The sequence below is a fragment of the Pseudomonas sp. T1.Ur genome, assembly GCF_023516725.1.
GTDB classification, from domain to species: domain Bacteria; phylum Pseudomonadota; class Gammaproteobacteria; order Pseudomonadales; family Pseudomonadaceae; genus Aquipseudomonas; species Aquipseudomonas alvandae.
On sequence record NZ_JAMGSN010000001.1, the window covers coordinates 5,451,466 to 5,465,750 of the forward strand.

Below are 14,285 nucleotides of genomic sequence, written 5' to 3' on the forward strand. Positions count from 1 at the left end.
ATGGATAGGATTTATTCCAGCAAAAGGCTAAATCCCATGGATCTGTTCGAGGCAATGCAGGTATTCGTCAGGGTGGTGGAGCGCGGCTCATTCTCCGCGGTGGCCAGGGAGCTGAACCTGGGCCAACCGGCGGTGAGCAAACAGATCCGCGCGCTGGAACAACACCTTGGCGGCGCGCTGTTCGCCCGCAGTACCCGCCATCTCGCGCTGACCGACCAGGGGCAGCATTTCTACGCCGAGAGCAAGGACATACTCGCTAGCCTGGACGCGGCTCGCCTCGGTTTCGCCAACGGTCAGGAACAGATCGCCGGCCCCCTGCGCGTAACGGCCCCGGTCAGTTTCGGACGATTGTGCATCGCGCCCCTGGTGGGCCGGTTTCTGGCGCGTCACCCACGGGTCCGGCTCGACCTGCGGCTGAGCGATCAGAACGAAGATGTGTTGAAGGAGAACATTGACGTTGCCATTCGCATCGGCGCGGTGAAAAACGAAGGGCTGGTGGCGGTGTCCCTGGGGGGCAGTCCTCGACAGGTGTACGCCGCCCCCGTCTATCTGCAGCAGTACGGAAGCCCCCTGGAGCCGGCCGATCTGGCCCACCACAACTGTCTGGCTTTCACGCTGCTGGAGCACTACGACGTCTGGCGATTCGAGCGCGGAGCCGAGCAATACCAGGTGACGATCAAGGGCAACGTCACCAGCAACAGCAGCGAAGCGATCCGGGAAATGGTGCTGTCCGGTCTCGGTGTTTCGCTTTCCCCGCAATGGTTGTATGCCGCTGATATTCGCCAGGGAACGGTAGTCCCGCTGCTTGCCGATTACCAGCCACTGACGCTCCCCATCAACGCCGTGTTCAGCCACGACCGACGCCGCTCGGCGCGCACCCGGGCCTCCGTGGACTTTTTACGCGAGAGTCTTTGAGACAGCCCACCGTCGCCGGCTCAAGATTCACACACCAGGGAGGGCTGGGCGGCCTTCGTATGCCGTCCGGGGAAATACGCCGCCGCCCCGACTCCCACCGCGCCCATTACCACGCAATACACCACGCACACCCACGGGCTCCACGGCACCAGTGCAATCAGCACCAACGGCGTCATGCTGGCCCACAGCGCATAGGCGATGTTGTAGGTGAACGAGATGCCGGACACGCGAATCTTCGGCGGGAACAGGCTGACCATCACCGATGGCACCGCGCCGACCACGCCGCAGCCCAGTCCGGCCACCGCGTAGGCCAGGCCCAACCAGGCACTGCCACTGATCAGGCTGGCATAGAGCACGCCGATCCCCAGGGGCAGCAGCAGGCTGTAGAGCATGACGGTGCGCCAGGCGCCGATGCGGTCGACGATGAGGCCGGCCAGGACGCAGCCGATGTTCAGGAAAACGATGCCAAGGCTGCTCAGGGCGAAGGTGTGGCTGGGGGTCAGGCCGAAGCTTTTTTGCATCACGGTTGGGGTGATGACGACGAACACGACCACGGCGGAGGTCAGCACGCAGGTGAGAATCGCGGCGGGCAGCAAGGCGTGGCGATGGTCGCGCAGGACCGTGCGCAGCGGCAGTTCCGCCGCGCCTTCTCGATTGGCTTGCAGCGCCATGAAGATCGGCGTTTCGCTGAGCCAGCGACGCAGCCATACCCCAATAACGCCGAAGACTCCGCCCAACAGGAACGGCAGGCGCCAGGCGTAGTCGAGGATTTCCGTCGGGGTATAAATCCGCGCCAGCGCCGTGGCAGTCAGGGCGCCGAGCAAATAGCCAAAGGTCAGGCCCGCCTGGAGAAAGCCCAAGGCATAGCCGCGATGCCGCAGCGGCGCATGTTCAGCGACAAAGACCCAGGCACTGGGCACTTCGCCGCCTACCGCCGCGCCTTGCAGGATGCGCAACGCCAGCAACAGCAACGGGGCGAAATAACCGATCTGGGCGTAGGTCGGCATCACGCCGATAAGCAGGCACGGCAAGGCCATCATGAGGATGCTCAAGCTGAACACCCGCTTGCGCCCCAGGCGATCAGCGAAGTGCGCCATCAGAATCCCGCCCAAGGGCCGGGCCAGGTAGCCGGTGGCGAAAATCCCGAAGCTTTGCAGTAGACGCAGCCACTCGGGCATTTCTGGCGGGAAGAACAGCTGGCTGAGGGTCAGGGCAAAGAAGACAAAAATGATGAAATCATAGATTTCCAGCGCACCGCCGAGGGCGGCCAGGCCCAGGGTCTTGTAGTCGGATCGGCTGAACCGCGCGTCTGGCAGATGAGTCGAGGCAGTCATAGGCAAGTTTGAAAGTGAGTGGAAAGAAGGCAACGGCTCAGGCAGCGGGATCTTTGTCCACGGGCTGCGCCGGCGATTGGCCTGGCTCGGCGTCTTCGGCCTCGTCAGCAGGCAGGAAATCCTTGCGGCTCTGGGCGATGGCCCGGCGTATCTCGTCGCCCTTGGTGGGGCAGTTCTTGAGGCGGGCGATGCCGTCGGTTTTCTGCGTCATCGCCATCCTCCGGCATGAGTGAACACGGGCCGATAGTGCTCGCTTTTGGCGCTTGATGCCAACTTCCGTGACGATTGGGGCTGCTGTGCAGCCCTGCGGGAGCGAGCGCCCTCGCCACGGGTTTTATGCGCGATCAACGGTGATAGCGGCGCACCACGCTGCTGTTGCGCAGTACATGGCCGTTGAGTTTTTCCATCAGTTGGGTGCGAGTCAGGCCGGCGGGCAAGGCTTCGGGCGGCAGGTCCAGGGCGAAAATCTGGATCAGATAATGGTGGGCACTGTCGCCAATGGGCGGGCATGGGCCGATGTAGCCAGGGGTGTTCTTGCTATTGAGTCCGCTCATGCCTTCCAGCGAGGACTTAGTGCCCGCGCCCGCTGGAATCTGCCGGGTGCTGGCCTTGATTCCATAATGAATCCAATGATCGACACCCTGCCCCCGCTGACCGTCGGGGTCGAGCATGACGATGGCATAGCTGAGGGTGCCCGGAGGACCAGCGTTCCAGCTCAAGGCCGGGGAAATATTCTTGCCGCCGCATTGGTTGGCGTCACTGGCGGCCGCTGCGGTGAAGAGGCGGTCGTCCGACACACCGGGAATGCTCAGGGTAAAACGCTCTTCAGCCTGGACCCCTTGTGCGCACAGCACGAGGGTAGCGGCCGCGAGCCAGGAGGAAAGGGAAGTCAATCGGGTCATACCGGGCACCTTGAATGCGGTTCAGGCCATGGACGGCCTGCGAACTATAGCCGCAGCGCCGGCCCGGTTGCAGTGACAATTACGCTGAACCTCACTCCAAGTGTCCGACTCCAACGGGAAACGCCTGCCGGAGAACGACCATGCCCATGCATCAAGTCGCCCGCCTCGCTGATGTGCGAGAAGACCGCGGCCTCGAAGTCACCCTCAATGAATCGCCCATCCTGCTGCTGCGGGCTGGCGGGCAGGTACGGGCATTCCAAGGCAAATGCCCTCACGCCGGTGCGCCCCTGGCCAAGGGGGCGGTGTGCCACGGCCGGCTGATCTGCCCGTGGCACAAAGCGGCATTTCGCGCCGAAGACGGCGCCCTGTGCGAGCCGCCGGCCCTCGACAGCCTGGAGCGTTATCACGTCGAGGTACGCGGCGAGGAAGTCTGGGTCGATGACCAACCACTGCCGGCCGAGAAAATCCCGCCGGCCGATGACCCGCGTACCTTCGTCATCATTGGCGCCGGAGCCGCCGGCACGGCGTGCGCAGCGGCGTTGCGCGAGAAGGGTTTCGGTGGTCGGATCCTGATGATCGACCGGGAAGCCGAAGCCGGTTATGACCGCACCGTTTTAAGCAAATATGTCCTGGCTGGCGACATGGCGGTGGATGAAACCCCGCCCCTGCGCGATGAAACTTATTTCACCCAGCAACGCATCGAACGGCGCCATGGCGAAGTCACCGACCTTGATGTGGATGCACGCCAGATCCGCCTCGCCAGCGGCGAAACGTTGAGCTACGACGCGGTGCTTCTCGCCACCGGCGGTGTACCCAAGACGCCCGGCTTGCCGGGACTCGAATTGCCTGATGTTTTCACCCTGCGCTCTCTGGCCGACAGCCAACGGATCCTCGACAGTACCCAGCCGGGACAACGGGCGGTGATCATCGGCGACAGCTTCATCGCCATGGAGGTCGCCGCCTCCCTGCGCAAACGCGAACTGAGCGTCACCGTCCTGGCCCGTCATCCGGTGCCGTTCGCGAAGCAGTTCGGCGACAGCATCGGCAAGGCGATCCTGGCAAGGCACCGGGCCAATGGGGTGGTGTATCACAGCGAAGGCGAAGCAGCGCGAATCGAAGGCACGGGCAAAGTCGAAGCCGTGGTACTGGATAATGGCCAACGCTTCGCGGCAGACCTGGTCATCATCGGCGTCGGCGTGCGCCCGGCCACGGAGCGGTTCGCCAACCTGCCACGAGAGAAAGATGAGTCATTGATCGTCGACGACGGCATGCGCGTGATCGATGGCGTCTGGGCCGTGGGCGACATCGCGACCTTTCCCCTCAACGGCCAACCCCGGCGCATCGAACATTGGCGCCTGGCCCAGCAGCAGGCCCGGATCGCCGCGACGAACATGCTCGGTGGTGAAGAACATTACCTGGACGTGCCGTTCTTCTGGACGTATCACTTCGGCAAGCGCTACGACTATCTGGGCCATGCCGAGGAATGGGACGAAGTGCAATTCAAGGGCACGCCCGAGCATCCGCCCTTTATCGCGCTGCTCGGCAAGGGCGGCCTCGTCGCGGCGGTCGTGGCCTGCGATGAAGGCCGGGCCATGGCGGCGCTGGCCCAGCGCATGAAACAACCGCTGCCCGTGGACGAGGCTTGGCGGCTGGTTCGGGATTTCTCGATGTAGGCCTTAGGCGGAGTGATCCGCCGGCAAATGGATCACCCGTGGTCGTTCCAACGGGGCCAGGGGCGGCGGCTGCAAGTCCGGGCTCAGCAGATGGAAATGCGGCACGACATGACTGATGTCGCCGTCCTGGTTGTTATGGATAATCTTCGAACCCGGCTGGCGCAGCGTTTCCAGACGTTCGTCGGTCAACTTGAAACTGGCGCTCAGGCCCTGGTCGTCCACCGCCGGCCTCGGCAGCCGACGCTGGGCAAAGCTGCGGCTCTTGCGCTGTTGATAACGCGCCCAGGTGATCAGGATGATTGCGTTGACCAACGCGATCCAGCCGTAAACCTGCAACGTCCCCAGGGTGTCGAACAACGAACCGCCCAGGCGCGGGCCGGCGTGACTGTCGAACAGCGGCCACAGCCCATTTACCAGTAGATACAACAGCCCGACCCACGCCAGCACCGTAAAGAGCACATCGATGACCACCAGAAAGGGTCGCTGCCGGGTCCTGATAATTTTCATCGGATCACTTCCTCTTCTTCGTCATCGAACGGTTTGATCCCGCGATCCGGGCTGACCCAGCGCGCACGCTTCTGATGCTGGCCGAACAGCACCTTGGGGAAGCTCACCAGGGTGGTGAACAGGCTGATCAGCCAGAACACCAGCGGGTACCAGACCACCCAGAACATGATGTGCCACAGGCCTTTTTCGTAGCGCCGGTCGATCAGGATGCTCACCGCGAATTGCATCAGGCACACCACTGCCAGCAGCAGCCCGGTGAAGGCCGGCGGCATGAGGTGGTCCACTGCGATAGCCGCAGGCATCTCGACGAATTTGCCGGCGCCCCAGAAGATCACCGACAGCAGGAAGGTGAACGCCCAGCCGGTGGACAGGCAGTATTCGAACAGCAGCGGCCACAGGTAGCGGTGGCGGTATTGCCAGATGCCACGGATATTCTTGAACAGCACTTCGGCACCGCCCTGGGCCCAGCGCAGGCGTTGCCGCCAGAGGCCGCGCAGGGTTTCAGGCATGAGGATCCAGCACAGGGCGCGGGGTTCGTAGAAGATGCTCCAGTGGTCCAGTTGCAGCTTCCAACTGATGTCGATGTCTTCGGTGATCATGTCCGGGCTCCAATAGCCGACCCGGTGCAGGGCCGTGCGACGGAACGCGACAATTACGCCGGACACGGTAAAGATCCGCCCGAAGACCCGCTGGGTGCGCTTGATCAAACCGATGATCGAGGAGAACTCGCCGACCTGGACCCGGCCCACCAAGGTTGAACGAGTGCGGATGCGCGGGTTGCCCGTCACGGCGCCGAGGCGGGCGTTATCCAGCATCGGGGCGACCAGGTAGGCGCAAGTGTTAGGCGCCAACAGTGCATCCCCGTCGATGCACACCAGGTATTCGCTGCGCGCGGCAATGGCGCCCATGCGCAGGGCCACGGCCTTGCCCTGGTTTTCCGCCAGGTGCAGCACGCGCAAGCGTGGATCCTCGGCGGCCAGCCGGTCGAGCACTTCGGCGGTGTTGTCCTTGGAGCCGTCGTTGATGGCGATGACTTCGATGTTCGGGTAATGCTGGCCCAGCGCGGCGTGAATCGTATCGGCAACGTTGTCGCCTTCGTTGAAGCACGGGACCAGGATGCTGATCAGCGGCTCGCCGGCCAGCGGCGGCGGCAACGTGTCGTCCTTCCATGGCCAGTGGCGCTCCCAGTGCAGCCAGAAATACAGGCCGCCGGCGATCCACAGGCCGGACATGAACAGCGGGTAAAAGAACACGAAGTCCATCAGGAATTGCCCGGTGACCAGGAAGATCAGGCCCAGGGGCACCCCAAGGACGATCGCCAGCACCAGGACGGCGAGCAGTCTGTCGAACATGTCAAGGATTCCACTTGTTGGAGAGCGCAGGCCGCACGGCTTTCACGGCGGGCTGGTCTTCGATGAAGTTGTCCGGGTAGTAACCGAAACTGGTCACGCCCTGACGCTTGAGGCGCCCCATCCAGTCGGCCAGCTGTTCGCCTTCGATGTCGGCCACCGGCTTGCTGTGCCAGTCGCGGGCTTGCAGCTCGAACACCGTACGCTTGAGCGCACCCGGGCGGGCCTTGATGGTTTCCACCAATCGATCGAGCCAGGGGCCCGATTGCGCGCGGGTCTGCCCCTCCATCAATGGCATGGCCATCGGCGCAGTCCAGTCATAAGCGACGAGAAAATCATCGAGGTTCTGGGCGAACCAGGCTTCGCTTTCCGGGTTGAGCATCGGCTCGGCGAAAATATTGCGCGCTGTGCGCACCTGCGGGCCACGTATCGCCCGGACCTTGGCGGTGAGCTCGGCGGTGAAGTCGATCAAGTAGCGGCTCTTGAACCGAGTCCAGCGCTGCATCGCGGCCGGGTCATCGCGCAGGGCGGCGATGGATTGCGGCAAGCCGTGGGCGGCATAGACTTTCATCGCGGCGGGGCTGGCGTCCTCGAAATCTGAAAACACCGCGTCGTCATGGTAAAGGACGCCATCCACCGAGCTCATCCGCGCCAAGTCTTCGTAGATTTCGCCGATGACCTTGCGCACGTTCGGGTCGAACGGCGACAGGCGCACGTACTGGTCCGGGGCGACACCGGTCTTGCCGGTCTTCGGATCCCAGCGCAGCACGCGGGGCAGTTTCGGATCGAGGGCAAAGCTAAGCACCGGCATCCAGGCATAGACCTTGACGTTGGCCCGGGTACGCAATTGCCACGCAACCCGGTCGAACAGATCGGCGCGCACCGGCAGATGACGGTTGGGGAAGTACAGCGAATGGACCAGGCCATCACCTTTCGGGTCGGCGAACGCCTGCAGGAACACCGTGTTGGCGCCCAGGTCATAGATGCGCTGGACCAGTTGGCCAACGTTGGCTTCCTGCTGCGCCGGGTCCGAATCGTAGACGTAATCCAGATCGACGTGGACCACCCGCATCGGGTCGATCGTCTGCACGGAAGTGATGCTTTCGGCGAAGTGAGCGCCGTCCGGATCAGACGACACCAGGAAACGCGGGCCATCCATCAGGTTATCGAGGCCGTCGAGACCATCCTCCAGGGTCAACGCCATCTGGTAGCCTTCGCTGCCGATCACCTGCAACGCCGTGCCGTCGGCTTCGCCATAAGGCCAGACCCAGACGCGCGGGCTATAGCCGGCGACCTTGCGGATCTTTTCGGAAATGGCCGCCACATCCTTGCGCATGCGAGCCTGGAAATCGGCCTCGTTTTCATAGCGACCCGTCGCAGGATCGTAATGCCGGGTGGTCGCAGCGGGTTGCTGGTTGCCTTGCGGGTTGGCGAGGATACCTTTGTGATTGGCGTCGGTGTGGGCGGCAATTTCCACCAGGCCCGACTTCGAAACCTCACGAACCTGCTCCCACGTCAGGAACTCGGAACGCTTGCGCGGCACACCGGCAAAATCCACCGACTGGTCCGGCGGCGTGTCCACCCAACTGCCGACCGGCGCCAGGATGGCCGGCCAGTTATAGGCGCGCAGGATCGGCATGACGCGGGTGTAGAAGCTCGAGTAGCCGTCGTCGAAACTCAGCAGCACCGCACGCGGCGGCAGCTCCGGGCCGCCATTGCGGGCGGCGATGATCTGGTCGACCGTGACCGGCTGGTAATTATTTTCCCGCAGCCAGGCCAACTGCTCGATCAGGCGTTCGGTACGCACGGCCACGAGAGCCTGGTCGGGGTCGAGATCCTCGACATCGTGGTAGGCAATGCCGAGCACGTGGTTTTTCGGCCACGGCGCGTCGTTGGCCGCCACCGGCCGTTGCGAAGGTGGCGCGAACGCCGGGGCTTGCTGGGCACAAGCGCTGATCAGCAAGACTCCCAGCAGAAGGATGAATCGCGAAATGACGGGCATTTTCAAACTCTTCTAGAAGCGGTAGGTGAGGTCGACAAGCAGGCGCAGATCGCTTTCACGATCGCCGTCGTAAGGGCGGTTGAGCCAGCTCAGCGCGGCCCCGGCTTCGAGCACGTCGTTCCAGAGCAAACGCTGGCCGTAGCTGAGCAATCCCATGGCGCCGGTGTTGTAGTCACGCTGGCTGTAGGTACCAGCGCCGGCCTGGAATTGCTGGCTCCAGGTGGTCTCGTAACGGCGGTACAACACATGGTTGGCGGTCACGGTCGGCATCACGCTGAAGTCCGATTTCGGATTGAAGTACGGCACTTCGTTGGAACCGCTGTTGCGGCTGGCCCCGACTTCCAGACCCATTTCCACTTGCAACCTCGGGGCGCTGTAGAGGCCTTCGCGGCCGGTCAGCAAGGTCTCGAGGCGGTTGTTGCCGTCGCTGAAGTGCGACGGGCTGACAGCCAGTCGCCATTCGCGGCTCTCATTGGCCCGCCAGCGGACGAAACCGCTTCCGCCATTGGCGCGGATACCGCTGTTGAGAGCCCGTAATGGCGTGTTGGCCGAGAGGTAATCCAGGCTGCCGCCGTACTGCCAGTGGTCGTTGATGTCCCGAGCCACAGCCACACGTGCGCCCTGCTTGTCACCCGAGCCATACGAGTGATTGGAGACTTCCGCTTCCAGGGTCATGTCGCGGGTGCGCCGCTCGACGCCCAAGCGCTGCCAGCGATGATGGCCGGTGCCTTCCTCGAAATCGCCGGTGGCGTAGCCGGCCCCCCCGAACAGCCGCCAGTCTTCGTCAATGGGCGGGCTGTAGAGCAATGTCTCAACCCCAAAATCCCGGCTACCGGTCACCGCGCCGGCATCGCCATTGCCACCGCCATAGCTCTTGCCGGTGTAGGCTTCGATGCGCAATTCGGCCATGTCGTGAACTTCGCGCTGGCGTTGCAGGCGCTTGACGTGAGCGTTCTCCGGATAGCGGGCAACCACATCGTCGGTGAGCGCATCCATCTGCCGCCATTCCTGCAGATCCATCGCGGCGCGCGCCTGGGCGATTTCCAGATCGCGACTGCGCGGTGTCGTCGCCTCGACTTCCTTGAGCAGGTTCTCCGAACGCCGCGGCCAGTCTCGGGCCTGATACAGATCGGCCTGGGCCAGGCGCAAACCGATGTTGCCGGGGCCTTGATAGACGAGATCGTTCAGGCGCGCTTCGGCTGAAGGCAAGTCAGCGCCATAAGTGCCCGCCTGGGCGGCGAGTTGCTGGGCGTCCATCCATTCATCGTTAGGGTTGCCGATTGGCAGCCCTTTTAGCTCCACGCGTGACGGCTGTGATTTCGCCAGGTCCTCGGCAAGCGCACGGGCTTCTTCGGATTTTTCGCTTTCCAGCAAAGCGTAATAGAGCGCAGTGCTGTCTTCGAAGCGATCTGCGGGGTCGGCATCGGGCGCGGTCAGTACGCGGCGATACAGATCGATGGCAATCTCCGGCTCCCGTTGCTCCAAGTAGGAAGAGGCCACCCAGCGCAAGGCATACGTAGGAATGTCGGCGCCTTCAGCGATCAGCTTCTGGTATTCGGCAATCACCTCTGCCCGGCGAGCCCGGGCATTGAGGGCACCCATGCGGTCGATCCGCCAGCGCAGAACGTCCTCATGGGCCTCGGCCACCGGGGTCCAGGTGGCGAGCAGTTTGTCGTAATCAGCCAAGGCACGATCAGCGATGACGAAGCGATCCTTTTCGCTGCGGCTGGCCATGTCCGCCAAGCGCACCCGTTCGGCCGCCACATCGCCTTCAAGCCGGCGCTGCACGCCACGGTCGATCAGCCCGGGTTGGAGACGGGCGAGGCGCAGGGCCGGCTCCGGCAACCGGGCGCGTTGCAAGGCGTAGATATATTCGCGCGCCACTTCAGGCTTGTGACTACCCGCACGGGTGAACGCCTGGTCGTATTCAAATAGCGCTTCGTGGGGATTGTTGGCGCGAGTCAGCGCATAACCCAAAGCCAGACGGCGCATCGCATCATCAGGTTTGGCGGCGACCAATGCCTTGGCGCGGCTGACGGCTTCATCAGGCTTTCCAGCATCGGCCTGGGTCAGGGCCAGGCCCAGTTGCAGATCGGGATTTTTCGGATCGATCGCCAGTGCACGACGATACAGATCGGTCGCCGAATCCCAACGCTTGAGGTTGCGATAGGACCGCGCCACGGCCGTCAGCGCCTGGACCGGCAGGTCGTGATAGCGGCCCTGGGTTTCATAGACCGTCACCACCTCGGCATCGAGGCCAGCCCAACTGGCAATCTGCAGGTGGTCACTGATCTGCGCGGTGCTGGCTTGGCCGACCGAGAGCTGGCGCAACACGGTCAATGCGGGCGTGTAATGGCCTGCACGTGCGTCAAGCACCTTCTGGTCATAGGCAGAATCGGCCAACGCCACAAGCGGCCAGCACAATTGGCTGCACAGCGCGACGCGAAACAACGGGCGCAAACCGAATTGAATAAAAGGACCCACAGTACGCGGCATTCGTCAGCATCCTTACATGGCCAGCCGGGTCGCAGTGCCCCCTTGCCCATCAAACAGGAGGCCAGGTCAAAGGAACCCAGCCAAGCTCTAACGGGCCAAGTCTGGCACTGCGCGCAGGGTCATCTTTCGGAACGCCATAATTCTTCAGAATCCATGCAGATTTCAGCGTGGTACTTTTTCACAGGCAAAAAAAACCGGCCGTGCTCAATGCACAGGCCGGCTTGGGGTACTGTTGAAGCGGGATTACTGAATGGCGACGCCGCCGCCCAGCTTGCTCATCACAAATGCCGAAAACTGTTCAACGGTCATTTTCTGGCCGTTGAAATCGACTTGATTGTTGGCGTAATGCAGGTTGGTGACAACATCGTTGCCTTCCAGCTTCGCCAGCTCTGTACCGACTGCCATGGCACTGAACATATCACTGGTGGCGGTGGCCTGGTCAGCAATCAGCTTGGCGTCGGTCTGACCTTCCATCTGCGCCTGCACGGTCAGCAAGTCCACCAGCATCGGCTTGGAGACTTTGACCTTGAACTCCAGCAGGGCGAGCAGTTGACGGCCCAATTCATCAGGCGGCAAGTCCATGGATTGTGGCTTCGCCAAGTCGACGACCAGGCTCGCGCGGCTTTCACCATTAGCGGTATTGAACGAGAGGTTCTCCAGGGCGACTTGTGGAGCGCCTGCCAGGAGTTTCTCCAGATCAGCCTTGACCTGGGCCTCTTCCGCCTCGGTCAGGTTCAGCTCTGGCGCTGGCTCGCCCGCTTCAGCCGCTTCGGCAGCGGCTTTTTCGTAAGGCTGCAGTTTGGCCTGGTAGACCTGCATCAGCGACATGGTTGCCGGGATGTCCAGGTTCTTGAGGCTTACCGCCATTTGCGCCGAACCGATGACTTTGTCGTTGAACGACAATTCACCGATCTTGTAATCGGCACGCCCCGAAGCGCTGGTGCCGTTTTCGGAGCTGTTGTTCTTCATTTCGAAGTTCTTCAGGCCCAACACCGATTTCTGCTCGCCGAAGCTGGTCTTGCTATTGCTCAGCAACAGGGTGTTATCACCCATGTAGTAGCCATAGGTGCTCTTGGTCAGGTTACTGGCCAATGTCAGGCCGCTGAACTCAACTTGCACCGGCGTCTGATCTTCGGCGACGGTGGTCAGTTTGAAACTGTCCATATAGCCATCGGCCTTGATCTTTTGGGCTTGGGCGCTGGCCGCTACATCGATCTTCAGGCCTGAAAAGATGAGCTGGGATTGTTCATCCAGCTTGGTATCCAGAGGCAGCAATTCGAATGTGCCGTTGGTGGATTGATCGTAGCCCAGGTTGAATACGCCTTTGAGGGGCGATTTGTCCTTGGCGGCAACGAACCACTTTTCAGTCAGCGGAGTGCGCTCAAGCTCAGTGTGACTGGTGGCCATGACTGGCAACCATTTGAGCGTCATCAGGCGGGAAAAGGGCAGCGGGCCATGTTCGATGTTATCGACGAACAGCAGTTCGACCGGTTCGCTACCAAACATCTCGCCTTCGCCCTTGAGACGATAATGCGCGGTACTGCTGAATGTTCCGCGATCCAGGGAGACCAGTTCGATCGATGCAGTGCCATTGGAGCCGGCCAGAGCTGTTTGCATTTGCTTGTTGCTGTCGGCAATGGCGGTATTCAGCACTCCTTCAAGCTTCGTGCCGGTATACCAGGCGCCACCTGCGCTGACGGCACCGATAACCACAACGATTCCGAGAAGTACGCTTGCTGATTTATTCATGAGTGACCCGATCGTTATTCCATGGTTGAGAAAATCGTCGTCTTCCTTGACCCGCAAAGGGCTATGGCTCGACGCTGTAAAAGTGGTGGGGAGATTAGCATCAGGCAGGCACGCTAGCCCAATGTTTAAAGGGGGGAAAGCGTGTTCTTGAGAAATGGTCTACGAATATTGGACTTCGATCTCGTCGAGCTGATGATCAAAAGTCTTGAGTCTTGCGGTCCAGGTATATACCAGTACTTCGAAATCACGATTGATCACTGCCGTGCCCGACGAATCTGCGCGCCCATCGCAAAAATCCAATTGGTAGCGCTCCCGAGCCATGGCGTTGGCAACATCGCACAGCTCTCGCGCATTGTTGAGCCAATGCCAGTCGTCTTGCGCGACTTGCTCGTCCAGGGCCGCGCATTGGACTTTCAGGGCTTCAAGACTTTTTTCCAAAGGAGTCCCGGTGAGCTCTCCCATAACCTCCTGAAAGGTGCGCCCTGGTTGCCAATAGCTGCCCCAGAAATAACGGTCGAACACCGTTTCCACCCGACGCAGCGCGACCTTGGTGTCCCAGATCAACACCAGGGTCTTGCCTTGTTCCAGCTGTTTTTTCTTGATGCGCTGGCCTTGCAGTGAAGCCCAAGCGACAACAGCTATAGATATGACGCCGATCAGCGCAGACACGCTATCAAGAAAGATCAATGCCTTATCTATCTGATGGGTCAGCATGACGCCATAGAAATAGGTACCTGAGAGCAGCAACAACGCTGCAATAGCGCACCAGAAGCCAGGAGCATAAGGGTTTTTCATTATTGGAATCCCCATGACCAGTCACATCGCGGGCGCCCTTTGCCTACGCCCAACAATCAAAGCATAGCAACGGCCTCGGGGTTTGCTGGACCGGGACAGTAAATTAGGGGGCGATCCGATTACCGGCCCAAAACGACAAAACCCCTGTCTGCGCTGGCAGACAGGGGTTTCGGGAATTCAATCTTGACGATGACCTACTCTCACATGGGGAAACCCCACACTACCATCGGCGATGCATCGTTTCACTGCTGAGTTCGGGATGGGATCAGGTGGTTCCAATGCTCTATGGTCGTCAAGAAATTCTGTAACCGACCCGTTCGACAACAACGAATCAGTGAAAATCGAAGACTTCTACTAAAACAAAACCCCTACCTGCGTCAGCAGATAGGGGTTTCGGAATTTAATCTTGACGATGACCTACTCTCACATGGGGAAACCCCACACTACCATCGGCGATGCATCGTTTCACTTCTGAGTTCGGGATGGGATCAGGTGGTTCCAATGCTCTATGGTCGTCAAGAAATTCGGTAGCCAGCGCGTGCCTTACGGTCACGTTCCAGCGA

Annotated in this window: 11 protein-coding genes and 2 rRNA genes; 2 read left to right on the forward strand and 11 right to left on the reverse strand. The window is 61.3% G+C overall.

Going from position 1 to position 14,285, the window contains the following annotated elements; all coding sequences use genetic code 11:
* The first annotated feature begins 36 nt into the window (after positions 1-36).
* On the forward strand, positions 37-915 hold the full coding sequence (locus tag M8Q45_RS24035) for a LysR family transcriptional regulator (protein WP_249876672.1): 879 nt from the start codon (positions 37-39) through the stop codon (positions 913-915).
* 20 nt (positions 916-935) lie between these two features.
* On the opposite strand, the gene M8Q45_RS24040 is transcribed toward M8Q45_RS24035, so the two are convergent.
* The 3 genes from M8Q45_RS24040 to M8Q45_RS24050 all read right to left on the reverse strand — a co-directional run bounded on the left by M8Q45_RS24040 (position 936) and on the right by M8Q45_RS24050 (position 3,151).
* Positions 936-2,249: an MFS transporter gene (locus M8Q45_RS24040; RefSeq protein ID WP_249876673.1), complete on the reverse strand. Its 1,314-nt coding sequence runs from the start codon at positions 2,247-2,249 to the stop codon at positions 936-938.
* A gap of 37 nt (positions 2,250-2,286) precedes the next feature.
* Positions 2,287-2,460: a hypothetical protein gene (locus M8Q45_RS24045; RefSeq protein ID WP_249876674.1), complete on the reverse strand. Its 174-nt coding sequence runs from the start codon at positions 2,458-2,460 to the stop codon at positions 2,287-2,289.
* Positions 2,461-2,593: 133 nt separating this feature from the next.
* Positions 2,594-3,151 (reverse strand): YbhB/YbcL family Raf kinase inhibitor-like protein, encoded by a 558-nt coding sequence (locus M8Q45_RS24050; protein ID WP_249876675.1) that lies wholly within the window; start codon positions 3,149-3,151, stop codon positions 2,594-2,596.
* A 140-nt stretch (positions 3,152-3,291) separates the two neighbouring features.
* Between M8Q45_RS24050 and M8Q45_RS24055 the strand changes: the two genes are divergently transcribed.
* Positions 3,292-4,824, forward strand: a complete 1,533-nt coding sequence (locus M8Q45_RS24055) for an FAD-dependent oxidoreductase (RefSeq protein WP_249876676.1) — start codon at positions 3,292-3,294, stop codon at positions 4,822-4,824.
* A gap of 3 nt (positions 4,825-4,827) precedes the next feature.
* Here the strand turns inward: M8Q45_RS24055 and pgaD are convergent, their stop codons facing one another.
* From pgaD to rrf (M8Q45_RS24095), 8 genes are all read right to left on the reverse strand, one after another.
* Entirely contained in the window at positions 4,828-5,331 is a 504-nt protein-coding gene (gene pgaD, locus M8Q45_RS24060; RefSeq protein ID WP_249876677.1) for a poly-beta-1,6-N-acetyl-D-glucosamine biosynthesis protein PgaD, read from the reverse strand.
* Positions 5,328-6,683, reverse strand: a complete 1,356-nt coding sequence (pgaC, locus tag M8Q45_RS24065) for a poly-beta-1,6-N-acetyl-D-glucosamine synthase (RefSeq protein ID WP_198798007.1) — start codon at positions 6,681-6,683, stop codon at positions 5,328-5,330. The genes pgaD and pgaC overlap by 4 nt, the downstream gene beginning before the upstream one ends.
* Position 6,684: 1 nt before the next feature.
* Positions 6,685-8,682 carry a poly-beta-1,6-N-acetyl-D-glucosamine N-deacetylase PgaB gene (gene pgaB, locus M8Q45_RS24070; protein WP_249876678.1) on the reverse strand — a complete coding sequence of 666 codons (1,998 nt, stop codon included), beginning with the start codon at positions 8,680-8,682 and terminating at the stop codon, positions 6,685-6,687.
* 12 nt (positions 8,683-8,694) lie between these two features.
* Positions 8,695-11,178 carry a poly-beta-1,6 N-acetyl-D-glucosamine export porin PgaA gene (gene pgaA / locus M8Q45_RS24075; protein ID WP_249876679.1) on the reverse strand — a complete coding sequence of 828 codons (2,484 nt, stop codon included), beginning with the start codon at positions 11,176-11,178 and terminating at the stop codon, positions 8,695-8,697.
* A 243-nt stretch (positions 11,179-11,421) separates the two neighbouring features.
* Positions 11,422-12,927, reverse strand: a complete 1,506-nt coding sequence (locus M8Q45_RS24080; RefSeq protein ID WP_249876680.1) for a YdgA family protein — start codon at positions 12,925-12,927, stop codon at positions 11,422-11,424.
* A gap of 159 nt (positions 12,928-13,086) precedes the next feature.
* Positions 13,087-13,722, reverse strand: coding sequence for an NADH:ubiquinone oxidoreductase subunit N (locus tag M8Q45_RS24085; protein WP_249876681.1), 636 nt, complete (start codon positions 13,720-13,722; stop codon positions 13,087-13,089).
* Between the two features lie 181 nt (positions 13,723-13,903).
* A 5S ribosomal RNA gene (gene rrf / locus M8Q45_RS24090) occupies positions 13,904-14,019 on the reverse strand.
* Positions 14,020-14,126: 107 nt separating this feature from the next.
* Positions 14,127-14,242, reverse strand: a 5S ribosomal RNA gene (rrf, locus tag M8Q45_RS24095).
* Between the last annotated feature and the right edge of the window lie 43 nt (positions 14,243-14,285).

Bases quoted from the DNA above. Each gene is read 5' to 3' on its own strand.
- M8Q45_RS24085 (WP_249876681.1), bottom strand. From the start codon at position 13,722: ATGAAAAACCCTTATGCTCCTGGCTTCTGGTGCGCTATTGCAGCGTTG.
- M8Q45_RS24040 (WP_249876673.1), bottom strand. From the start codon at position 2,249: ATGACTGCCTCGACTCATCTGCCAGACGCGCGGTTCAGCCGATCCGAC.
- pgaD (WP_249876677.1), bottom strand. From the start codon at position 5,331: ATGAAAATTATCAGGACCCGGCAGCGACCCTTTCTGGTGGTCATCGAT.
- M8Q45_RS24035 (WP_249876672.1), top strand. From the start codon at position 37: ATGGATCTGTTCGAGGCAATGCAGGTATTCGTCAGGGTGGTGGAGCGC.
- pgaB (WP_249876678.1), bottom strand. From the start codon at position 8,682: ATGCCCGTCATTTCGCGATTCATCCTTCTGCTGGGAGTCTTGCTGATC.
- pgaA (WP_249876679.1), bottom strand. From the start codon at position 11,178: ATGCCGCGTACTGTGGGTCCTTTTATTCAATTCGGTTTGCGCCCGTTG.
- M8Q45_RS24050 (WP_249876675.1), bottom strand. From the start codon at position 3,151: ATGACCCGATTGACTTCCCTTTCCTCCTGGCTCGCGGCCGCTACCCTC.
- M8Q45_RS24045 (WP_249876674.1), bottom strand. From the start codon at position 2,460: ATGACGCAGAAAACCGACGGCATCGCCCGCCTCAAGAACTGCCCCACC.
- pgaC (WP_198798007.1), bottom strand. From the start codon at position 6,683: ATGTTCGACAGACTGCTCGCCGTCCTGGTGCTGGCGATCGTCCTTGGG.
- M8Q45_RS24080 (WP_249876680.1), bottom strand. From the start codon at position 12,927: ATGAATAAATCAGCAAGCGTACTTCTCGGAATCGTTGTGGTTATCGGT.
- M8Q45_RS24055 (WP_249876676.1), top strand. From the start codon at position 3,292: ATGCCCATGCATCAAGTCGCCCGCCTCGCTGATGTGCGAGAAGACCGC.